This is a genomic window from Mycobacterium sp. NGS11 (genome assembly GCF_059813315.1).
This window is the reverse complement of the sequence record NZ_JCALEJ010000010.1, coordinates 151,180-174,783: the sequence shown is the minus strand read 5'-3', so window position 1 is coordinate 174,783 and position 23,604 is coordinate 151,180. Positions and strand designations below refer to the sequence as shown.

The 23,604-nt window shown below is 63.1% G+C and carries 9 protein-coding genes and 1 pseudogene; 3 read left to right on the top strand and 7 right to left on the bottom strand.

Annotation, left to right across the window (positions count from 1 at the left end; all coding sequences use genetic code 11):
- The 5 genes and pseudogenes from AC5Y4T_RS14400 to AC5Y4T_RS14380 all read right to left on the bottom strand — a co-directional run.
- A pseudogene (locus tag AC5Y4T_RS14400) lies at window positions 1-8,884 on the bottom strand (amino acid adenylation domain-containing protein); the annotation flags it as partial.
- Between the two features lie 23 nt (window positions 8,885-8,907).
- Entirely contained in the window at window positions 8,908-9,138 is a 231-nt protein-coding gene (locus AC5Y4T_RS14395; protein WP_499919807.1) for an MbtH family protein, read from the bottom strand.
- Window positions 9,139-9,826: 688 nt separating this feature from the next.
- Window positions 9,827-11,098, bottom strand: a complete 1,272-nt coding sequence (locus AC5Y4T_RS14390) for a glycosyltransferase (protein ID WP_499953933.1) — start codon at window positions 11,096-11,098, stop codon at window positions 9,827-9,829.
- Between the two features lie 184 nt (window positions 11,099-11,282).
- Window positions 11,283-12,275, bottom strand: a complete 993-nt coding sequence (locus AC5Y4T_RS14385) for an aldo/keto reductase (protein WP_499953931.1) — start codon at window positions 12,273-12,275, stop codon at window positions 11,283-11,285.
- On the bottom strand, window positions 12,275-13,882 hold the full coding sequence (locus tag AC5Y4T_RS14380) for a GMC oxidoreductase (RefSeq protein ID WP_499953929.1): 1,608 nt from the start codon (window positions 13,880-13,882) through the stop codon (window positions 12,275-12,277). Before AC5Y4T_RS14380 ends, AC5Y4T_RS14385 begins: the two co-directional genes overlap by 1 nt.
- Before the next feature lie 258 nt (window positions 13,883-14,140).
- Here AC5Y4T_RS14380 and AC5Y4T_RS14375 point away from each other — a divergent pair, with 258 nt between their 5' ends.
- A complete protein-coding gene (locus tag AC5Y4T_RS14375; protein WP_499953926.1) occupies window positions 14,141-15,796 on the top strand; it encodes a GMC oxidoreductase in 1,656 nt (551 codons plus the stop codon).
- 115 nt (window positions 15,797-15,911) lie between these two features.
- On the opposite strand, the gene AC5Y4T_RS14370 is transcribed toward AC5Y4T_RS14375, so the two are convergent.
- Entirely contained in the window at window positions 15,912-17,180 is a 1,269-nt protein-coding gene (locus tag AC5Y4T_RS14370; protein ID WP_499919802.1) for a glycosyltransferase, read from the bottom strand.
- A 377-nt stretch (window positions 17,181-17,557) separates the two neighbouring features.
- Between AC5Y4T_RS14370 and AC5Y4T_RS14365 the strand changes: the two genes are divergently transcribed.
- Window positions 17,558-18,652, top strand: coding sequence for an NAD-dependent epimerase/dehydratase family protein (locus AC5Y4T_RS14365; RefSeq protein ID WP_499953961.1), 1,095 nt, complete (start codon window positions 17,558-17,560; stop codon window positions 18,650-18,652).
- A gap of 154 nt (window positions 18,653-18,806) precedes the next feature.
- Entirely contained in the window at window positions 18,807-20,993 is a 2,187-nt protein-coding gene (locus tag AC5Y4T_RS14360; protein ID WP_499919852.1) for an acyltransferase family protein, read from the top strand.
- Window positions 20,994-21,593: 600 nt separating this feature from the next.
- On the opposite strand, the gene AC5Y4T_RS14355 is transcribed toward AC5Y4T_RS14360, so the two are convergent.
- Window positions 21,594-22,892 (bottom strand): glycosyltransferase, encoded by a 1,299-nt coding sequence (locus AC5Y4T_RS14355; protein ID WP_499919800.1) that lies wholly within the window; start codon window positions 22,890-22,892, stop codon window positions 21,594-21,596.
- Window positions 22,893-23,604: the final 712 nt, after the last annotated feature.

Below are 23,604 nucleotides of genomic sequence, written 5' to 3'. Positions count from 1 at the left end.
AGTGGCCGGGTCGAATATGTCGGTGCGGAATTCGACCTCTCCGCCGATCCCGGCGGGATCGCCGGCATCAGTCCAGCGCTCGGCCAGCGAGAACGCCAAATCCATTCGGGCCGTGCGGATCTCCACTGGAAGCGTGGTGAGCTGCAAATCCCCGAGATCCAGCTCCGCGGATTGGTTGTTCTGCCAGGCCAACAGCACCTGGATCAGCGGATGGTGGGCCCGGCTCCGGGTGGGATTGAGCCGCTCGACCAGCACCTCAAAGGGCACATCTTGATGCTCATACGCCGCCAGACTGCGCTGACGCACCTGAGCCAGCAACTCGGCCACCGTGGGGTCCCCGGCCAGATCTATCCGCAGCACCAACGTGTTGATGAAAGCCCCGACCAGATCGTCTAGCGCGGTATCACGCCGCCCAGCGATCGGAAAGCCCACCGCCACATCGGAATTGGCGCTAATCGTCGACAGCAGCACCGCCAGAGCGGCCTGAACCACCATGAAGCTGGTCGCATCGTGCTTGCGGGCCACCTCGCGGACCCGCTGCTGCAATTCGGCCGGCCAGTCCACCACGACACTGGCCCCGCGGTAATTCGCAATCGGCGGATAGGGCCGATCAGTGGGCAACTGCAGCTGCTCTGGCAGCCCAGCCAGAGTTTCCTCCCAATACGCCAGCTGTCCGGCGATGCGGCTGGCGCTGTCGTCAAGGTCGCCGAACTGCTCGCGCTGCCACAACGTGTAATCGACGTACTGCACCGGCAACGGCGCCCAACTCGGAGCCTGCCCGGCACACCTGCTGGCATAAGCCGCACCAAGATCACGTACCAGCGGGGCCACCGACCACCCATCGGCGGCGATGTGGTGCACCGCGGCCACCAGCACGTGGTTATCCTCGGCGACACGGAAAAGCCTTGCCCGCAAAGGAATCTCGGTGGCCAGATCGAACGTGTAGCGAGCCGCGGCGCCGGTGGCCTCCTCCAGCCGGTCCTCCGGCCACCCGACCGCATCTACGACCTGCCAGCCGAAGTCGGCCCGCTCGGCCGGCACCACTTGCTGCTGGGGTATCCCGTCCACCACGGGGAACGAGGTCCGCAGGCTCTCATGACGGCCGACCACATCGGCAAGGGCCGCCCCCAAAGCATCGGTATCAAGCCGACCGGTGAGCCGCAATGCCACCGCCATGTTGTAGATCGGGGACGGCCCCTGCAACTGATCGAGGAACCACAACCGGCTCTGGGCAAACGACAGCGGAACCACCGCCGGCCGCTCAACGACCACCAACGGCTCCAGCCCGCCCCCGTCGGCGCCGGTGCGGGGCGCCAGCTGGGCCACGGTCGGCGTCTCGAACAAGGCGCGCACCGACAGGCCCGAATCGAATGACTTGTTGATCGCGGCGATGGCGCGCATCGCCGAGAGTGAATCGCCGCCGAGTTCGAAGAACGACTCGTCGACGCCGACGCGTTCGAGGCCAAGGACCTGGGCATAGATCCCGGCAAGGATCTCCTCGGTCACCGTGGCCGGAGCCCGATAACCCTCGGCGTCCTGATACTCCGGCGCCGGCAACGCCCGCTTGTCCAACTTGCCGTTGACCGTCAACGGCAAGCCCTCGAGCACAATCACCGCCGCGGGAACCATGTACTCCGGCAACCGCTCAGCCAACCCCGCCCGCGCCGCACCCGGATCCACCGTCCCGGTCACATACCCCACCAGACGCTTATCACCCGGGCGGTCCTCACGCGCGATCACCACCGCCTGGCGCACCCCATCCAGCGCGGCCAACGCCGCCCGCACCTCACCCAACTCGATGCGATACCCACGAATCTTGACCTGCTCATCAGCACGCCCGAAGTACTGCAACTGCCCATCAGCACCCCAACACACCACATCCCCGGTGCGATACATCCGCGCCCCGGTACCACCGAACGGGCACGCCACAAACCGCGACGCCGTCAAACCCGCGCGGCCCACATAGCCATACCCCACCCCGGAACCGGCCACATACAACTCACCGGCAACACCCGCCGACACCGGCCGCAACCAGCCGTCCAACACAAAAAAGCCCAGATGCGCCAGCGGCACCCCCACCGGACTGGCCTTCGCCGCCACGTCGGCGCGCACAATCTCCCTGAACGACGCATGCACCGTCGTCTCAGTCGTGCCATACATATTGATCAACCGCGGCACCACCGGATGATCGGTGACCCAGGTCGCCAAACGCTGCGGCTCCAACGCCTCCCCGGCAAACACCACAGCCTGCAACTCAAGCCGCCGTCCCTGCTCCGGGCGCACCTCGTCAACAGCCTGCAGCGCATAAAACGCTGACGGCGTCTGACTCAACACACTGACCTGCTCGGCAACCAGCAACGCGTGGAAATCCTCCGGCGAACGCGCCACCGACTCCGGCACCACCACCAGCCGCCCACCATGCAGCAGCGCACCCCAGATCTCCCACACCGAGACGTCAAAGGCCAACGAATGCCACTGCGACCACACCTGCCCGGACAACTCCAGGTGCTCGCCCGCAGCCTCCAATAACCCCGTGACATTGCGGTGAGAAATCGCCACACCCTTAGGCACACCCGTGGTACCCGAGGTATAGATCAAATACGCCACGTCATCAGCCGAGCGCGCCGGAAATCCCGTACCCGGCTGCCCTGTCACGCGCGGATCATCGAACTCGACCACAACCAGGTCAAACTCAACCAACCGATCCGCCAACTCCCCAGCGCACACCGCCACCACCGGCGCCGCATCACCGAGCACGAACTGCACCCGCGCCGACGGTACGGCCGGATCAATCGGCACATACGCCGCCCCGGTCTTCAACACCGCCAGAATCGACACAACCGCCTCGACCGAACGGGAAAACAGCAACGCCACCCGCTCGCCCGGACCCACACCCAAGCCAACCAACAAGTGCGCCAACCGATTCGACGCCTCATCAAGCTCGCCATACGTCATCGACCGGCCGGCGAAACTCACCGCCACCGCCTCCGGCGCCCGCGCCACCTGCGCGGCAAACAACACCGGAATCGACACCCCCAAGCCCGCCGCCTGGGTCAACACCCCCCGGTTGGACCACCCATCCAACCGGACACGCTCGACCTCATCCAACAAATCCATCGACGACAACCGCCGCCCCGGATCAGCAACCATCCGGACCAAAATCTGCTGCAACCGATCGATCAACGTCTCAACGCTGGATGCGTCGAACACATCGGTATCGAACTCGAGGCGCAAACCCAACTCAGCGCCAGGCACGACCTGCACCGCGAGCGGGTAGTGGTTGTACTCGCGGTTGGTGAACTCGGTGACGACCAATCCGTCGGCGCCCAGCAACCCGTCGGTATCGAGCGGATAGTTTTCGAACGCGAAAAGGGTGTCGAATAGCTGGTCATGGCCAGTGGCGCGATGGATCTCGCTCAGCGCCAGGTGCTGGTGCTCAACGGTGTCGTTATGGATGGTCTGCAGCTGCGCCAGCAGGTCCACCGTGGTTGTTGCCGGCGAGATGCGCGCGCGCATCGGCACCGTGTTGATCAACAGCCCGATCATCGAGTCCGCGCCGAGTACCTCGGGTGGCCGGCCCGAGACCGTGACGCCGAAGACGACATCGTGGTGGCCGGTCAGTGAGGTCAGCAGCTGCGCCCAAGCGGCCTCCAGCACGACGTTGATCGTGGTGTGGCTTGAGCGCGCCAGCTCGCCGAGGGCATTCGTGGTTTCCTCTGGGACTCGAAACGACGCCACGCTTCGCCGTCCCAGCCGCAACCCACCTGGCTCACCAACTAGCGTCGGGGCCTCGAAATCGGCGAGCACCTGACGCCACGCCCCATAGGCGGAGTCAACGTCTCGATCCGCCAACCAAGTCACAAACCTGCGATATGGGACCGCCGCGGGCAGCCGCTGACCGGAGTAGCTGGCGAAGATCTCCCCCAACAGGATCGACAGCGACCAACCATCAAGCACGATGTGGTGGTTCGTCAGCACGACCCGGTACCGGTCTGTTCCGGTGCGAATCAGCACCACCCGAAAGGGTGACTGATCAGCGAGATCGCACACAGCGGCACGTTCGGCGGCGCATACCCGCCGGATTTGCTCGTCGATGTCGGGACTGCCGTCAAGCTGCACATACCGCCAGGGCAGTTCCGGGTCAGCAGGGATGATCTGCACCGGCCGGTCGAACTTGTCGGAGAACCGAGCCGCCAGGTTTGGATGGCGGTTGACCACCGTGTGCACCGCATCGCGCAATCGGTCCGGGTCGAGCGGGCCGGCCACGGTGATATCCAGCTGCACCGCGTACAGATCGTCGCCGCCCTGCCCCGCGCTGGCATGAAAGAGTAGGCCCTGCTGCAGCGGAGTCAGCGGCAGGACGTCAGCAATCCGCATATTGCCGCTGGAGCTCGTCGATCTGCTGCTGACTGAGGCCGGTAAGCCCGATGTCGGAGGGCGTCAACCCGCCACCACCGCGACGCACGTGGGTGCAGATACCGGCGAGGGCGTCGAACCACAGCCGGCTTAGCCGCCTAACCTGCGCCTGATTCAGTGCCGAGGGCGCCCAGGTCCAGTCGGCGTGCAGGCGCGGGCCGGTTTCGGTGTCGATCGTGGCAGCGTTGAGCTCTAGCGTGTGCATCAGCGCCATCGGAATAGCCGCGGCCGCCGCGGTCAACGACAAGCCGTCCTGGCTGATCTGCCAGAGCTCGCCAGGAGCCTGGGCGTCCGGGCCACCGAACCGCCCCAGATAGTTGAACCCGATCTGTGGATCGGAGCCCGCCAAGTCAGCGTCGGTGTTCAGATATCTCAGCAACCCGTAAGTCATACCGTCCGGAAGGTCCCGAAGCTGTTCCTTGGTGGTCTTGATCGCCGCCCCCAGCGCGGCGTCACCGGATCCCACCTGGGTCCAGCTGAGCCTGCCGACGGTCAACGAGACCGGGTATTTGGTGGTGAACCATCCCACCGTGCGTGACAGGTCGATATCGTTAGCCAGCTCTTCGTTGCGTCCGTGGCCCTCGACATCGATACCGATGGGCGCGCCGCCTGTGCCGAGGAATTCCGCCAGCGCCACTCCGAATGCGATCAGCAGGATTTCCTGCACTCCGGCGTGGAACGACGCGGGCACCTCGCCGAGAAGCAGGCGGGTGGTCTCGGCATCCAGCTGCGTGGACAGGCGGCCGGCCGTGGCGAACGTGTCTACGGCCGGTTGCACTGCCGGCAGCACAGCCGGTGTCAACAATGCCTTCCGCCACGTCTCGGCCTCGTTCAAGACTGCAGCTTCGCGCGCATACTCGGCCAGCAGGGACGACCACCGGGCGAACGATGTTCCGCCCGGCGGCAACGCCACCGGCTGCCCGCTGTGGCGTTGGGCCCAGGCGATGTTGATGTCCTCGAGCAATATCCGCCAGGACACCCCGTCGACGGCCAAATGGTGAATGACCAACGCCAACTGCCCCGTGGACGCCACCCATACAGCGCTGAGCATCACGCCGGCGGCCGGGTTCAACCGCGACCGCGCCTTTACCAGCGCTTCCTCGGACAACACGTCCACTGACTGCAGGCAGCCGCCGGCATCGACGGCCCCCGCCTCGGGCACCTGCAGCGACCAGCCGCCGGCGCCGTCGGCCTCGGCACGCAGGCGCAGTACGGCATGCCGATCCAGCAACGCCTGCAGGACCGCTACCACGTCCGGTTCGCTAACCCGCGGGGGTGCCTGCATCACCACAGTCTGGTTGAACTGGTCAACCGCGCCATCCACGCCTCGCAGCCAGCGCATGATCGGGGTGGCCACCACCGGTCCGAGACCCTCGTCGTCAACCTCGCCATCGCGGTCGATGACGCCGGCTACCGAGGCCAGCCGTGCGACGGTCTGCTCGACGAAAACGTCGCGGGGTCGGCACCGCACCCCGGCTTTGCGAGCCCGCGCGACCACCTGCATCGACAGAATGCTATCGCCGCCGAGTTCGAAGAAGGATTCGTCGACGCCGACGCGTTCGAGGCCAAGGACGTGGGCATAGATCCCGGCAAGGATCTCCTCGGTCACCGTGGCCGGAGCCCGATAACCCTCGGCGTCCTGATACTCCGGCGCCGGCAACGCCCGCTTGTCCAACTTGCCGTTAACCGTCAACGGCAACCCCTCGAGCACGATCACCGCCGCGGGAACCATGTACTCCGGCAACCGCTCAGCCAACCCCGCCCGCGCCGCACCCGGATCCACCGTCCCGGTCACATACCCCACCAGACGCTTATCACCCGGACGATCCTCACGCGCGATCACCACCGCCTGGCGCACCCCATCCAGCGCGGCCAACGCCGCCCGCACCTCACCCAACTCGATGCGATACCCACGAATCTTGACCTGCTCATCAGCACGCCCGAAGTACTGCAACTGCCCATCAGCACCCCAACACACCACATCCCCGGTGCGATACATCCGCGCCCCGGTACCACCGAACGGGCACGCCACAAACCGCGACGCCGTCAACTCGGGCCGACGCACATACCCGCATCCGACGCCGCGGCCCGCCACATACAACTCACCGACCACACCCATCGGCACCGGCCGCAACCACCCATCCAAGACAAACAACGCCGCACCAGACACCGGCGAACCGATCGGCACCTCATCTGATCCCGACGTCAGCGGGCCAGTCATCGCCGCGTACACCGTGGCCTCGGTCGGGCCGTAGGCGTTGATCATCACTCTTCCGGGCGCCCACCGGTCCACCACTTCGGCCGGGCAGGCCTCGCCCGCCACCACCACTGCCGTCGAATCTAATCCCTCTTGCGCCAACATCCCAAGGGCAGAAGGAGTTTGGCATAAGACGCTGACCTTTTCGGCGACCAGTAAATCATGGAAGTCCTCGGGTGAGCGCGCCACCAGCTCGGGCACCACCACCAGCCGCCCACCGTGCAGCAGCGCGCCGAAAATCTCCCACACCGAGACGTCAAAGGTGAAGGAGTGCCATTGAGACCACACCCTCCCTGGTCCGGGCGGCAGGCCCGCATGCAGCACCTCAAGCAACTGGGTCACGTTGCGTTGCGTGACGGCTACGCCTTTGGGGATGCCGGTGGTGCCCGAGGTGTAGATGATGTAGGCGATGTTGTCGGGCGCAGGCGCCGGCAGCCCCGTGCACGCACACGCCTGGATCTCGGCGGCACCGACATCGATGACCGGCAGATCACAGCCATCGAGGCGCTCCACCAAATCCTGGGTCGTGACCGCCACAATCGGCGCGGCATCGGCAAGCATGAACTCCAACCGCGCCGTCGGCAACGCCGGATCCATCGGCAAATACGCCGCCCCAGTCTTCAACACCGCCAAGATCGACACAATCGCCTCAGCCGAACGGGCAAACAACAACGCCACACACTGCCCAGGCCCCACACCCCGACCGGCCAGATGATGCCCCAACCGGTTGGCGGCCTCATCAAGCTCGCGATAAGTCCACCGGCGCTGCCCACACACCAGCGCCACCGCCTCCGGAGCGCGAGCCACCTGAGCGGCGAACAACTCCGGAACCGACGCCGAGGACCCCACCGCCGCGGCCAACACCGACCGATTACCCAACTCATCGAGCCGCGCCTGCTCGGCCCCATCAAGCAGACCCATCGACGACAACCGCCGCACCGGATCGGCAGCCATCGCCACCAACACCCGTTCTAGCCGCGTAGCCAACTCCCCGAGATCGCAATTGGGCAGCAACTGCCCCGCACCCGGCGTGGACAAAAACAGCTGATCCTCGTCCCGGAAAAAGACCAGCCGGAACTGATCCCCCAACCCGTCATGAGTCAACGTCGCCGTCACCCCAGAGCCGGCAAGATCTGCCAGATGCGTAGTCGGGATGAAGTTGACCGCCACCCGATTCGACGCCTGCCCGGGACCCCGGAAATGCCCCGCATTCTCCAACGCGTGCACCGGGAACCGCTGATGCTGCAACGCTTCTCGAATCCGCCTGTCGACGTGTTCACAAAAACCGGCCACCGTCGACCCCGGTGAGGCCTTCAACACCAGCGGCACCACCCCAGAAATCATTCCCGGCACCAGCTTGGACTCCGGCCGCACCCGCCTGCTCACCGGGAAATCGAACACGATCTCCGAATTCTCGATATCGCCCCCACCGACCAGCAGCGCACACGCCGCAGTAATCACCGACGACCGACGCATCCCCAACGTCTTCGCCAGCGTGTCGATGCCGGCGACGGCGTTCGAGTCCAGCTGCACGGGCGCAGACGATTCGTCGCCGTCGTTCGCGTTCGCAGCGTCCGATGCCTGATAGCGCGGTTCACTCTGCGGGGGCAGATTCTTGGCCCAATACTCCTGGTCATCGAGATAATCGCTGGAAGATTCATATTCCAGCTCACAGTCGATCAGATCGTGCAATGAGCCGAAGTAAGTATCAGGAATCGACTCACCACAAGCCAAAGCACTATAGGTGGTGGCTACCCGATGGAGAACTAGTGCGAGACCGATTCCGTCGGTCACAATGTGATGACAGCACGCGAAGAAATAAAATTCATCCGTCCGTGTCTGCAACAAAGCGAATTTGAATAGCGGGCCACTAAGCGGCATCGCCGTTCGCTGAATCGAGGACGCCAGCCGATAGGCGTCCTGCTCGGAATCCCGGGATTCTGTCAAATCGTAGCGAGCAAGTTCGACATGTGGATCCTCGACCACACTTTGAATAATCTGGCCATCGACCTCGGAAAAGACGGCTCGCAGCGGTTCGGCTTCCCGCACAACCTGGCGGATCGCGGATTCGAACAAGTCAGCGTCGATAGGGCCCGCAATCCGCATGAATACGCCAAGCTGCCACCTGGCAGCAAACTGTCCTGTTTCTTCTGCGAGCCATATATCCAGTTGCCCCCGCGTTAGCGGAAGTGAACGGTCATGAAGTCTCATACCACTCCCCCGAAACACACGATCTACTGGTCAGATGCGCGGGCCGCCGTCAGCCTTTCGCGCAGACTCTTCGGCCGTATGTCAATCCAGTTCTGGTCGATGTAGTCCAGGCACGCGGCGCGGTCGGCTTCGCCGTACACGACCCGCCAGCCGGCTGGAACGTCAGAGAAGGTCGGCCACAGGCTGTGCTGCTCCTCGTCGTTAACCAAGACGACAAAGCTGGCACTTTCGTCGTCCAACGGATTGACGCTCACCGATTCCTCATACCCCTCTAGTCGACGTGTGTAACACTGCTCCAAACGGTACCGGAGGCGTCGGGGCCTGTCCGTAGTTTCGACAAACTTGATGGTTGGGCCTACGTGACGATCGCCACAGCCCGGGTGGCGGTGTGCGGGACCGGCTTTCGCAGGCCAACTTCGCCCCGGCGATTCGCGGCTGTTGAGTTTGCTCAATGGTGTGTTGGTCGGGCAAGAATCCCCCAGACTACGAATGTTCGGCAAGCGAGCATTACAATCCACGCCGCTTGTCATCCCCCGCCCTTCAGGGGGTCCATTTTGAGACGTCGTAGCGACGTGATTCGCCCGTTTGAAGCAGTGCCACCACCACATCGCTGATTTTGGTCGACTAGCGCCGACCGGCTTGTCCGTCGTCATTGCAATGTCGGCCAGCAACCATTTGTGTGCCCGACCATTAGGCCATGTCTTTGTGCGTCGTCCGTTGCCCGGCGTGATGACGAGCTCTTTGCGCCCGTGCCGATATGGCGGTGGCTCGCGTCGGCATCCGGTGTGGCGCACGGCCGCCGGCGGAAATGGTCACCCGAGAAAAATTCTCGAGCATTAAAAATGCATCCCCTTCGGGCATAGGGGCAATGACCTCAAACATTCGGTTTTGGGAGCGATGAGGTCGCCGATCGACACACTTTCGGCCGCTCGACTGCACCGATCAGCCGGCCCTTCGAGCGCGAGCGAATTCTTCCAGAAGATCGGCGGCCGCCACAACGCTGGCATCAGGTTTCGTCATTCGAGTCGATATTTCACGAGCCCGAGCGACGTATTGCGGGGCGAGGATGGTGCGTAAGTCCGCGACCAACGATTCTCGGGTAACGGTTGAAAAACGACGGGCGGACCCCACCTTCAGTCGTTTGATTTGAGCTCCCAGGAGCGTCTGAGTGGGGTCCATCGACAGGATCAAAGTTGGAACGCCGGCGCGCAGTCCGACGGCCGTGGTGCCTGCGCCACCGTGGTGGACAATCGCGCGGCAAGCCGGAAATATCGCCGTGAAACTGACTGCTCCTACCACCTTGACATGCTCGGAATGCGAGACGTCGCTGAAGTCACTCCAGCCGGCGCACACCAAGGCACGCTCGCCTAACTCCGCACACGCCGCGCTGATCATGGCAAGCGTGTCGGCCGGGGATTCGACCGGCATACTGCCAAAGCCGAAGAAGATGGGCGGTGTTCCCGCAGCAATCCACGAGGCGACCTCTGCGTCTGCCGTGGTCGGCGACTCCATCGTCAGCGCGCCGACAATGGGCCGTCGGCCATTCCATTTCGCCCATTCAGCTGCCAGCCCTGGAAAGCAAACCTCGTCGTAGGCTTGGATTTCCAGAGATCCGCGTTCGGCGATCCTTCGCGGCGCGGGTTTCCTTGCCTTGGGTAAACCGAGCTCACGGCGCTGTTGGTCCTCGACCCGCTTTTCGATCAACCAATCCACCCACTCGAGCACATTCATCGCGAAGCGTGCCAACGGCGCGGGAAGGAACCGCAGGAGCTGGCCATTGGCACGCACCGGGACGTAGTGCAGTGCCGCAAACGGCAGGTCGTAGCGCTCCGCGACGTTGGCGGCGGGCCGCTCGAAAGCCAAGCCCGTGAACAGTAGGTCGGCTCCCTCTGCCACCAAAGACGTCAGGGTTGTGTTCAGCTCCCCCCAGCACCGGCTAACGGGCTCCGAGAGTTCTCTCCACAACCGGCGAAGCTCACGGATCCTCCAGAAGTTCCGGAACAAAGACATCCAGAAGTCGCGGTAGACGGTCAGCATCGCCTGCGAATCCGGCCCGTATGCGACTGCTGGAAGCCCCACCGACTCGGCGAAGCCGACCAGGTCAGGCGGGACGGCGATGCGCACGTCGTGCCCCCGGCGCAGCAGCTCGCGGCCGAGGGCGGCACACGGCTCGATATCGCCACGAGTGCCGAAGCTCGCTAGCACGAATTTCACTGCGAATCCACGCCTTTCACTTATCCTGCCGCGTCCTGCGGGAAGGAGCAGGCGCAGCCATCGTGCGAGCCCAATCGCCCGGCAACCTACGTCAGTACCCACGCTGACGACTGAAATCCAGACGTTCTGGTCAGGCGTGCTACAACACCGGACGCCCTGCTGAGTGTAGCGGGGCTCCGAAAAGTCACCGCAGAGCCTGACCTGTATTCAGCCAGTGCAGCGTCGCTTCATCCAGCTTCAGCGAGAGTGCGGCCGCGTTGTCGTCGAACTTCTCCAGCGTCGTGCAGCCGACCACCGCGAACACATGAAGCGGGTGGCACAGGACGTATGCGAGCGCAACCTGCGCGACGGTGACATCATGCTCGCGCGCGAAGGTTTTTGCGCGATCGAGCCTTTCGATGTTCTCTTGGGTGCCGAAGTACGTTGCACACCACCGGCTCATGCGGTTGCGGCCTGGATTCTTCGGGTCGTAATGGTTGGAAAAGAATCCGCGGGCGAGGCTGGACCACGAGAACACGGACAGCCCGTGCGTCGAATACCAGTCCCTCGCCGCACGCTGGGTTTCCCCTCCAAGTGTGACGGCGCCGGGCCATGGGGCTTTCGCCCATTCGGCCAGGCTGAACTGAACGCTCGAGGCGCTGAATGGCATCGATCCCGCGGCGGTGGCGTACGTGTTGGCCTGGGTGATTCGCTCGTGGGACCAGTTCGACGCACCGATCGCGCTGATCTTCCCTTCGTCCATGTGACGGCTGAGCCGCTCCATGATGGGTTCCACTGATGCCGTGGGGTGGTCGTAGTGAAGCAGGTACAGGTCGATGAGATCCGTGCCGAGCGCCTTGAGTGACGCGTGGAGGTCGTGCGTCACGTCGGACGCAGAGAGCCGCGGAGTTTTGAGTAAGAGGTGGGGATGACATCCCTTGCTGATGACCACAACCTCGTCGCGATTCCGGTGTTGCCGCATCCATGCCCCCAGCGTGCGTTCGCTGTCCCAATAGATGCGCGCCGTGTCGAATGTGTTGTACCCCAACTCGAATGACCGATCCAAAAGTGAAAAGGCTTGCTGTTCAAGGGCTCGGCTGGGCGGCAACAACGGCAGTCCCCGGCCCCGCAACCGATCGGTGCCGAAGACGATCCGAGAGACCGGCTTATCGATCCCCGCAACCTTCCCGTACTCCATCAGTTCACACCGTTCGCGTAGCCAGCAACGATGAATCGACACGCTCGAACAGTGAGGGCCATCATCGTCAGCGTGGGATTCTGATATCCGGGCGAGACGAAACACGCACCGTCGGTGACAAACACGTTGTCAACATCCCAGCACTGGCAGAACGAGTTGACCACCGAGCTCTCCGGTGTCTCGCCCATGCACGCGCCGCCGGTCTCGTGAATGGCTCCCCCAGGCCACAACGCGCCAGAGTCCGTGAGGATCAGGGAGCGGAGCAGTCGGTAGGGGATGTTCCACCGCGCGGCGTCGAGGTTGTTGGCCGCTTGCAGTCCGCCGGCCGCCGCAATGTCGGGAAGGGTCCGCTTCATGTGCGCGACCATGTTGACATCACTTGCCGAATGCTTGCACTCGATCCTGGCTACCGGGATCCCCCACGCATCTCTGACTTTCGGGTCGAGCGAAACGAAATTCTCGTACCGGGGCTGCATTTCGCCATGCGCGCTCATAACCCAGACCGGCGTATCGCGGCCAATCGCGACCTGGATGCCGTATCCGCCCGGGAAGTCCTTCGATGAGTCCTTTTCGCAGAAGCTGGGAATGTAGAGGCCCGTTCCACCGAAATCGAATCCGTCCTCGTTGAGACCAATCTCGACGTCCTCTTTGGAGACTGCACCAACCTGCGTGTATGAGACGTGGTCGCACAGGTAGCGGCCCAGATGGCCCGACGATCCGCCCACGCCCGACGGGTGTTGCGCGGATCTCGAGTTCAACATGATCCGCACGCTTTCGATCGCCGACGCGCAAAGCACCACGACCTTTGCCTCAACTGTCTGCGCCTTCTTGGTCGAACGATCGATGTACTCAACGCCCGTCGCCTTGCCCGATCGCGGATCGATCACCAATCTGCTCACGACGGAATCGGTCCGAATCTCGAGCCGGCCAGTTGCCAGAGCGAGCCTGACGGCAAGCGGAATCCTATGGTTGTCGTACTTGGTCTTCCTGGCGTACGTCACCCGGACGTTCGGAAGCCTTTTCTCGACATTGGTGAGGAAAGCCGCTTCCATCTTGGTCGTCTTCGCCGGCCCGATGAACTCTCCGTCCGGACAATTGGGGATACCTTCGGCTTTTCCGTAGACGCCGAGCGTCCTCTCGACGATGTCGTAGTAGGGCGCCAAGTCTTCGTATGACAACGGCCAATCGACGCCATCCCCACGGACGCTTGCGGCTTTGAACTCGTAATCCGACATCCGAGGCGTATGTCTCCACCAAGTGTGCAGGCGGCCGCCCAGTTGCCGGCCCCTGAACCAAAGGAACTTGTCCTTGCCCGGCGTGGTGTAGGGGTTTTCCCTGTCGCTGACGTAAAACCGCTTTGTCGTCTCGGCGAATGACGAGCACCGAATCTGCACGTGTTGTCCCCGGGCCGCCGAACGGACGCGCCCTGCAATCCCCATCGCCCGTAGCTCCGCATCGGCGGGAAAGTCGCCGTCGATGTCCAGGTTCCGGCCGGCCTCTAGCAGCACGACGTTCAGGCCACCTTCGGTCAGCTCCTTGGCAGCCCACGATCCAGAGGCGCCGGAGCCGACGACAATGGCGTCGTACGTCAGTTCGCTTGTGCGCATACCTGTTCGTCTCGTTTCATACGTACTTGTTGTTTCCTCGCGGGTAGCGGCCACGACACATCGGACCGCGTGTCCTTTGAGGATATGCGCGCTCACCGCCGTACACCGCCGATTTGACTGCGGCAGGCGTTGCTGAAAAGCCCACGCAGGCGGCATCTTCCCGCCGCTAGGCAGAAAACCGCACCCTTCCTGCGGCGGCGGTGCTATCGTCGTGCCGCTCAGACTCGGCGAACTTTTGCGCCCAACATAAGGAGCTGGATGTTGGCTCACGGCGAAGTGGATCCGCACGAAGCGGAACGCACTATGTGGGACGTGATTGTCGTCGGCACGGGCATGGGCGGTGGGGTGCTGGGTTATTCGCTTGCCAAGGCCGGGCGCAGGGTGCTGTTCGTCGAGAAGGGACGCTCGACCCTGCCGGGGGCGCCGGGCACGATTCGCGCTTCGATGCCCGAAGTGGCCGAGCCGCGAGCGAGCCGGTCCGCTGCATCCTACTACGACGCACTGGCCCGGGCCGGGCGCTCCACCGATGAGATCGAAGACGTTACCGGCCGCTCCGCGCGGCGTTTTTTGGCCGGGATAGGCAGTGGGACCGGCGGGTCCTCGGCGCTGTATGGCATGGTGTGCGAGCGATTTTTTGCTCGCGATTTCACTCCCCGGCAAGACTTTCGCGACCCCGGTGATTCCACGGTGCCGGAGGCTTGGCCGATCAGTTATGACGAAATGCGGCCGTGGTATGCGGCAGCGGAAAAGCTGTTTGGCGTGCGTGGCCAGTCCGATCCCTTAAGGCCTGAGGCAGCTGATGCCAATCTGCTTGCTGCGCCGCCGTTTTCGGAAGTGAACCAGCCGCTGGTCGACCATCTGGCTGGGCAGGGACTGCACCCCTACCACCTCCCGATGGCCTGTGATTACACCGACGGCTGTACCACCTGCCAGAGCTACCTATGCCACCAATCGTGCAAAAACGACGCCGCCCGCAACTGCCTGCAGCCAGCCCTCGCCGAGCATGGCGCCCAGCTGCTGACGGAATGTCGGGTCGTCGGTCTGGACGCTGACGCCACCCACGTCCGCCAGGTGATCTGCGAACACCCCTCCGGGAGGTTGGCACTGAAGGCCAAGGTAGTGGTGCTCGCCGCCGGCGCGCTGATCACCCCTGTCCTGTTGCTCAATTCCCGATCCGGCGATTGGCCGCGCGGATTAGCCAACGGCTCAGATTGGGTAGGACGCAACTTGATGCGTCACGTGGCTGACCACATCGAGGTCTGGCCGCAACGCGGTTGCAAAATCACGGCCGAAAACAAGCAGATCGGGCTTAACGATTTTTATTTCTGGGAAGGGCAAAAATTCGGCACCGTGCAGTCCGGTGGGGCGATGCCGCCCGTGGCGGCGCTGACCAACCATCCCGGCTGGGGGCACAAGGCCCTGCGTGCGATTAGCCCCGTGGCGCGTCCGCTCTACGAGCGATACTTCAGCGGCGGGCTGGTGCTCGTGGCGATCATGGAAGATCTGCCCTATCTGGACAACCGCGTACTTCCATACGATCAGCCAAGCACGGACGGCCGCCAACGACTTCGACTTCAATATCGCTTGCATGCCAATGAGATTCAGCGCCGCGAAGTGTTCTTACGCCAGGTAAAACACGTGCTGAAACCGTTTCGCAACATCACCCTCGGAAGCCCTAAAAGCAATGCGGCCATTGCTCATGTCTGCGGCACGTGCCGGTTTGGGACCGACCCGAAAACCAGTGTGCTGGACCCGCAAAACCGTGCGCATGAGGTGGAGAACCTGTACGTGGCGGATAGCTCGTTCTTCCCGTCCAGTACCGGTATGAATCCCAGCCTGACGGTCGCGGCCAACGCCTTGCGCGTTGCCGCGCACGTGAACCAGGCGCATTTCGCGCATTCCATCGCGTCCTGATTGCGGTGCGGGCGGCCTCGAGCCCACCCACACGCGGCGCGTTGCAGCGCGACTAATTCATTGTGGTTGGCGACTTTTCGACGCCGACGCGAGTACCCAACGACCGCCGGGTCGATCAGGCGACACGTCGTAAGCGCGCGAACTCTTCTAAGAGATCGGCAGCGGCCGCAACGCTTTCGCCGGGTTTGGTCATTTGGGTGGCGACCTCACGGGCCCGGGCGACGTATTCCGGAGCGAGGATAGTGCGCAGGTCCGCGACCAACGACTCCCGTGTGGCACTCGAAAACCGCCGGGCGGTGCCGACTTTCAGCCGCTTGACCACAGTTCCCCAAACCGGTTGATCGCCCAGCATCCAGAGGATCAGGGTGGGAACCCCTGCGCGCAGTCCCGCGGCGGTGGTGCCCGCGCCGCCGTGGTGAACGACCGCGCGGCACGCCGGAAGGACGGCGGCGTGGTTCACCGCACTGACCACCTTGACGTGCTCGAGATCCGGGACGTCAGGGTAGTCACTCCACCCGGAGCAGACCAACGCTCGTTCGCCCAATTGGGCGCACGCCCTGCTGATCAGGGTAAGGGTGTCAATGGGGGATTCGACCGGCATGCTGCCGAAGCCGAAGTAAATCGGTGGTCTACCGGCGGCGACCCATGACAGGACCTCGTCATCGGTCTCTGTCGGCAATTCCATCGTCAGCGCGCCAACGAAGGGGCGCTGGGCGGTCCGATTCGCCCATTCCGATGCGAGCCCCGGAAAGCACACGTCGTCGTATGCCTGGATTTCCAGTGATCCACGTAGAGTGATTCGCTGCGGCGCAGGCCGCTTAGCCTTGGGCAGACCCATGTCCCGGCGTTGTGCGTCTTGGACCTTCTTCCAAAGACCCCAAAGCAGCCACTCTCCAGCCGTGATTGCGGTGCGGCCCAACGGGCCCGGCAGGAGTGGCAGGAGTTTACCGTTGGGCCGCAACGGGAGGTGGTCCAGCGTTGCCAACGGAATGTTGTGATATTCCGTTACGTCCGCGGCGATCTCCTGGTACGCCAAACCGGTGAATAGTAGATCCGCGCCCTCCGCCAAGTCCATCAGTGTCGTGTTCATCTGACCCCACCATTGGACGCTCGGCTCCCAAGCCTCACGCCAAACGCTGACGCGATTCCGAATTCTCCAAAAATTGTCGGACAGGTCCTTCCAGAGATTGCGGTGCGCCTCCAACATCGCCTTGTTTTCCAGCCCGTACGGGACGGCCACCAGCCCAGCCGCCTCAGCGAAACCAACCTGGTCAGGAGACGCGGCCATGCGCACCTCGTGCCCCCGCCGCAGCAGCTCACGGCCGACAGCGACGCACGGCTCGATATCCCCGCGAGTTCCATAACCTGCCAGCACAAATTTCATCGCGGATCTTCGCCTTTCGCCAATCTTGCGCATCCGTCAAATGAAAGCGGCTGCGCAGGTTGCCAACCCGCCGTCGGCAGCTTATCCCCAGAATTAGCTCGAAAGGGTGAAAATCGCACGCCAATGGCTCCGAATTTAGGAAGTTTCCTCAATCCACCCTCACCGGACCGTGGCGGACAGCCCACTCCGGCGGTTCTCTGTTTGTGGTACCCAGCATTCATCCAGGCGTGACGTCGATGCCCAGCTGCAGGCGGCGTGCGGCCGCCAATCGAAAATGAGCCGGATATGATCGACTCCGACCGCACGCGTGCCCGCATCGCGTGCCGGACATAACCTCTCCGCAGGCGAACCGGAGGCTTCGGCTCTTGTCACAATCTGTGCTCATCACTGGTGGGGCAGGCTTTATCGGGTCCGCGCTCGCGCGCCGTCTGGTCACATCCGGCTACGACGTCGCCGTCATGGACGTGCTGCATCCGCAGGTGCACGGTGAAGGCCGCGCGATCGACCTGCCCCAGTCCGTGCGCATGTTCACCGGTGATGTGACGCATGCTCCCGATTGGGACGCTGCGCTTCGGTTGTTCCGCCCTTCTCAAGTCGTCCATTTGGCGGCCGAGACGGGAACGGGACAGTCACTGTCCCATGCGACACGCCACGGTTCGGTGAACGTAGTAGGAACCACCCAGCTGCTTGATGCGCTGAGCCGTTCGGCACTCGTGCCCGACCAACTCGTCTTGGCATCGTCGCGGGCCGTCTACGGCGAAGGAGCGTGGCGATGCGGCACCCAAACCTTCTATCCGCAGCCGCGCAGCCACGCGCAGCTGCGGGCCGGTATCTGGGATCCCAAGGGCCCCAACGGTCAACCTGCGGCGCCGCTTGCGAGCTGCGCGGGCCAAACCGAGCCCCGCCCGACCAATATCTACGCTGCAACCAAGCTCGCGCAGGAGCACATGTTGGCGGCCTGGACGGCCGCGCATGACACCAATCTCAGTGTGCTGCGCTTGCAGAACGTCTACGGGCCAGGCCAGTCGCTGACCAATGCATACACCGGAATCGTCGCTCTGTTCGCGCGGTTGGCGCGGGAAAAGAATGTGTTAGAGGTGTATGAAGACGGTCGCATCGTACGCGATTTCGTTTTCATCGACGATGTCGTCGACGCGATATATGCAGCGGTTCAGACTCCCTCGACCCGTGCACGCTGCCTCGATATCGGGTCGGGTGTGGCGACCACCATCCATGAGCTTGCCCGCAAGATTGCCGCCATCTGCGGCGCCCCAGAACCAACGGTCGTGTCAAAGTTTCGGGATGGTGACGTACGCGCCGCGAGTTGCAACATCCATCCGGCCGAACATTCGCTGGGCTGGCGCCCGAGGTGGGCGCTCGAGGATGGTCTCCATTCACTTCTCGAGTGGATCGGGCAGCAACACGATGTACCGGCGGGGCCGCCGATCACGCCGGCTCCTGCCGTGCCGTAGCGGCTCACGATGAGAACCGCCACCGGCCTTTCGCCGTACACCAATGTGAGCGCGGACGGCGAAGGCTCCTTGGGCCACTTACGCGACGCGGCGCAGCCGTTGGAGTCGTGTGCAACAATGCGCCAGTCAAAGAACGTGTCCTCGTGCCCAGGTGGTGATCTTGCTCAAGACCCGCGGCGATAGCCCTGTCGAAGGGGCACAGGGTCGCCGCGCACCACAGACCGGTTTTCGCGCGGACATCGAGGGACTGCGCGCCGTCGCGGTGATCGGCGTCGTCCTCTTTCATGCCGATGTGCCCGGTGTGGGCGGTGGTTACGTGGGCGTGGACGTCTTCTTTGTGATCTCCGGCTTCCTGATCACCGGGCTGCTATGGCGCGAGGTCAGCACCACGGGCACCATCGGGCTGCGCCGGTTCTACGGTGCGAGGGCCCGCCGGCTTCTACCAGCGTCTGCTCTGGTGGGCATCGTCACCGCTATTGGCTCGGTGCTTCTACTTCCCCCGTTGCGGGTCCCGGACGTCCTTGATGACGGCCTTTGGAGCGCGCTGTATGTCGGCAATTACCGCTTCGCCCTGCAATTTCGCAACTACTTTGATGCGAAGCTGCCGGCATCGCCTTTTCAGCATTACTGGTCCTTAGGCGTAGAGGAGCAGTTCTACTTGGTGTGGCCGGCCGTGATCATCGGCACGGCTTGGCTCATCCGGCGTGTGGGTCGCCGTGGCACGGACGGCCCCGAGCCGTCGCGACGGCCCTACCTGGTAGTCCTTGCGCTGATTGCCGCCGCTTCGTTTGCGCTGTCGGTGGTGGTCAGTTACGTCGTGCCTTGCGTAGCCTTCTATTCGCTGCCCACACGGGCCTGGCAACTGGGTCTCGGCGGCCTGGTGGCACTTGCGGCAGGTCGATTGGGCCGGCTTCAGGCATTGCCCGCGGCCATCGCGGGATGGTCAGGACTGGCCCTCATCGTCGTGGCTTACCTGGCATTGAGCCCGACCACTGTCTACCCGGGGACCGCGGCGCTATTACCAGCGATCGGTACGGCGTTGGTGATCGGCGCCGGCTGTGCCGGCCCTCCTCGGGGATGCGGTCGCTTGCTGGAATTGCCCCGGATGCGCGCGGTCGGCCGGGTCTCGTACTCGTGGTATCTGTGGCACTGGCCGGTGCTGGTGTTCGCGCCCGCCTTGCTGGGCCATCCGCTCGGCTTGGCAAGCAGATTTGCGGCGGTCCTGCTATCGGCCGGCCTGGCGGTGCTCACGCTTCATCTGATCGAAAACCCGCTCCGATTCGCGCCGCTCTTACGTCGGTCTTCACTGCGCAGTCTCGCTCTCGGCGGTGCCGCCACCGCGGTGGCGGCCTGCGTGTGTGTGGCGTTACCAGCAGTGGTGCCGACCCCGGTCGGGCGCGGTGCGCCAGCTTCGGCACTGACCGTGACGGCGATGCCTCGACCCACGGGACCCGACATCACGGCATACGACGCGGCAGTGCAGCGCGCATTCGCACAAGTCCAGGCCGCCGTCGCAGCCTCTGTCGAGTTGCGAGCCGTACCGTCGAACCTGGACCCGCCACTTGCCGATGTGGCAGCCGAACTTGAGCCCCTATTCCTCAACGGCTGCATGCGCACGTTTTTCCAAGCGGGACAGCCGGAATGCGTGATGGGAGATACCGCCTCCGCGACGACTGTCGCGCTGGTCGGTGATTCGAACGCCGCGATGTGGGCTCCGTCGGTCCAGCAAGTCGCCGCGCAGCGGCACTGGCGCCTGGAGATACTCAACAAGGCGGCCTGCCCTTTGATGGACTTGCCTGTCACCAACCCCCTGCGTCGCATGCTGACCAAATGCGATCAGTGGCGGGATCAAGTGATCGGCCGATTACGCGCGGAACGCCCACGATTGGTGCTACTAAGCGTATGGCGCGGGTACGGCCCAGGCGGCGGCTACCTGCCGGGCTTTACTGCATACGATCCGGCGTGGCTCGCGAGTTTGACCCGCCTGGTGCAGCAGCTGCGTGGCTTTGGCGCCGAGGTGCTGGTGCTCGGGCCGATTCCGGATCCGAAGCTTGTGGCGCGGATATGCCTGTCTGGACACCTCGATGACGCGACAGCCTGCTCGTCAGCGAAATCGACGGCGGTAAACAGCTCTGGTATTACCGCTGAATCTTCAGCGACCAAAGTCGGCGGCGGACAATACGCCGACCTCACGGAGCTTTTCTGCACCGCCGACCGCTGCCCGGTCATCGTAGGAAACACCTTGGTCTACTTTGATGAGGATCACCTGACGGCCGAGTATCCCCGGGCGTTGGCACCGGTAATAGGGGCGCTGGCCGACCGCGCGCTGGCCGGCGGGTGAAATTTCGCGCCGTTCGCGGCCAACCTCAGCGTCGTCCAAGCAGGTAACACCGCTTGCTGTGGCATTCATCAGCTATACGTGCCGTCACCCCGATCGGCTCTCAAGGTGACTTGTTATCCGTTGCAGAACAGGCACTTTCGTCAAACCGAAACTGGCCGAGCTACGTATTCAGTGCGAGGATGGCGCGGACGTGTGCGACCCGGAGTTCCGCGTAATGGTCCAAACTGCCGACCGGTGCCGAACATCAGCTGCCTGACCACGCCTGGCCTTGGAGGGTTGATCTCGCAAAGACGGGACGCGTTGTCGTCGCCGTTCTAACATGCATGCGGCTCAAAGGTGTCGCACCCGAACTCAATTGGCCTATCCAAGAAGCGTGAGGGCCCTGCCGCTCACTGCTTCATTGAGTGGTCAAAACGGTCGCCCGGCACTGGAATCAGTGGACGCCGAGGATAATTTGAGAGGTTCGCACACAACGCTGACTATTCTTCCTTGGTATCAGAATTTGCCGAGTTATCGTCGGAGCGGTGCGCCGGAGATTTTGAATCGACCAACGCGAGCAGGTCAAGGAAACCCGGGCGACTCGCCGGATTGCCGCGCCAGTCACCGCAATGACGGTGGTCGCCGTTCGGATGCCGTGCCGCGGAGGGCAGACTCTTCCAGAAGATTGGCGGCGGCCGCGATGCTTTCGGAGGGTTTGCTGGTCCGTGTCGCGATCTCACGCGCTTGGGCAGCATATTCTGGATCGAGGATGGTGCGCAGGTCCGAAACGAGCGAATCAGTGGTGCTTTTCCAGAGGAGGCGGCCAGTACCTATCTTCATCCGCTTAACCGCATTTCCCCAAATCGGCTGATGCATCCGCAACGTCGCAAGAATCAACTGAGGGACCCCTGCGCGCAGAGCTGTGGCTAGTGTGCCAGCGCCGCCGTGGTGGACGACCGCGCGGCAGACCGGAAAGATCGCGGCGTGGTTGACAGTGTTGACTAGCTTGACGTGTTCGAAATCGGGGACGCCACTGAAATCACTCCAGCCGGCGCATACCAATGCGCGCTCACCCAACTCCGCGCAAGCTGCGCTGATCATGGCGACTGTCTCGGCGGGAGACATAATTGCGGTACTGCCGAAGCCGAAATAGATTGGCGGTTGACCTGCTGCGATCCACGAGAGAATTTCTTCATCGGCTTCCGTCTCCAACTCCATTGTCAGAGCGCCAATTAAGGGCCGACGACCCTCCCATTTCGCCCACTCGCTTTTCAAGCCGGGAAAGCAAACGTCATGGTACGCCTGGATCTCAAGCGAGCCACGTTCAGCAATCTGCCGCGACGTGGGGCCTTTAGCAGTTGGCAAGCCCAATTCGCGGCGCTGGTTGTCCCCTAACTTCTTCATTGACAAACGCCACGTCAGCCAATCGTCCACAGTCATTCCGATACGACCAAATGGCGAGAGGAAGGTCGGAACAAGCTCACCGTTGGCCCGAATCGGGACCGTGTGCAGGGTGGCCAACGGAATGTCATAAAACTCCGCGACGTTGAGAGCAGCCTGCTCGCCATATACGAAGTTCAATAGTAGATCGGCCCCATCTGCCAGCGACATCAGTGCCGTACCAATATCTTTCCAGCACTGCGAAAATAGGCGCAGATCTTCCCGAACCAGCTTGAACAGATCTTGGACTTTCCAGAACTCGCGCGATAGACGCGTCGTAAATTCGAGGTGCAGGTTGTGCCATGCCAGCGAATCCGGCCCGCAAGCAACCACGGAAAGCCCCGCCGCCTCGGCGAAGCCAACCAGATTGGGCGGGACGGCAATCCGCACGTCGTGCCCTCTCTGTAGCAACTCACGACCCACGGCGACGAAGGGCTCGACGTCGCCGCGAGTTCCATAGCTTGCCAGAGCAAATTTCATCCCGAAAGTCCTAGCCTTTCATTTGCGTACTACTAATTAGCAGTTCCTGAGAGCCGGCGGGGCGCTTGCCTACGACTGATTCTCCCCCCCACTGCCCACAACAGCGCGATAGGGCGGCGCGTTCACCGCGCCAGCTACCGTGCCCTGCTCGACCCTCACCACGTGCGTGTTCTGCGATATAAAGCATCAGCCCCCGACCGGCGTAGCCGCTTCGCAACATATCCCAAGTCTCGACTGCATATGCGAAAGTTCCTCAAGTTTTATCGAATTGGCACCGAAACCCGACCACCGCGAAACAACCACATCTACCCACCTATGTCAGAAGGCCGCAGGCGTTGACCGCTCCATGGCCTTCAACCAGCCGCTCAGGCGCTAATACCCCGGCCGGCTCGTCTGGACAACATACTGGCCGTATACATCAAGGCGCTCGACGATTCTTTACGGATGTTTGGGTCCCGCACGATCCTGAAGAATTCGTCGCGCCAGTTTAGAGCTACCCGGAGCCGACGGAGGGTAAACTGGCGACCTTTTATCGCGATAGCGAAGCTCGAGCGAAAGCGCGAGTTGCGACTGGACGCCCTGCATGACTCCAATCTCAGTCGGCTGCGCCTGACTCTCGGTCCGCTGCGCCTGCGGAAGGTCTACTTGACGAGTCTTCGCTGAAGTACGTATCTGCGCGCGAGCCGCCCTGCCTGTAGATCGGCGCGGCGCT

What these genes read in the sequence shown, in the direction of transcription:
- AC5Y4T_RS14385 (WP_499953931.1), bottom strand. Translation starts at nt 12,275, where the DNA reads ATGGAGTACGGGAAGGTTGCGGGGATCGATAAGCCGGTCTCTCGGATC.
- AC5Y4T_RS14380 (WP_499953929.1), bottom strand. Translation starts at nt 13,882, where the DNA reads ATGCGCACAAGCGAACTGACGTACGACGCCATTGTCGTCGGCTCCGGC.
- AC5Y4T_RS14375 (WP_499953926.1), top strand. Translation starts at nt 14,141, where the DNA reads ATGTTGGCTCACGGCGAAGTGGATCCGCACGAAGCGGAACGCACTATG.
- AC5Y4T_RS14370 (WP_499919802.1), bottom strand. Translation starts at nt 17,180, where the DNA reads ATGAAATTTGTGCTGGCAGGTTATGGAACTCGCGGGGATATCGAGCCG.
- AC5Y4T_RS14355 (WP_499919800.1), bottom strand. Translation starts at nt 22,892, where the DNA reads ATGAAATTTGCTCTGGCAAGCTATGGAACTCGCGGCGACGTCGAGCCC.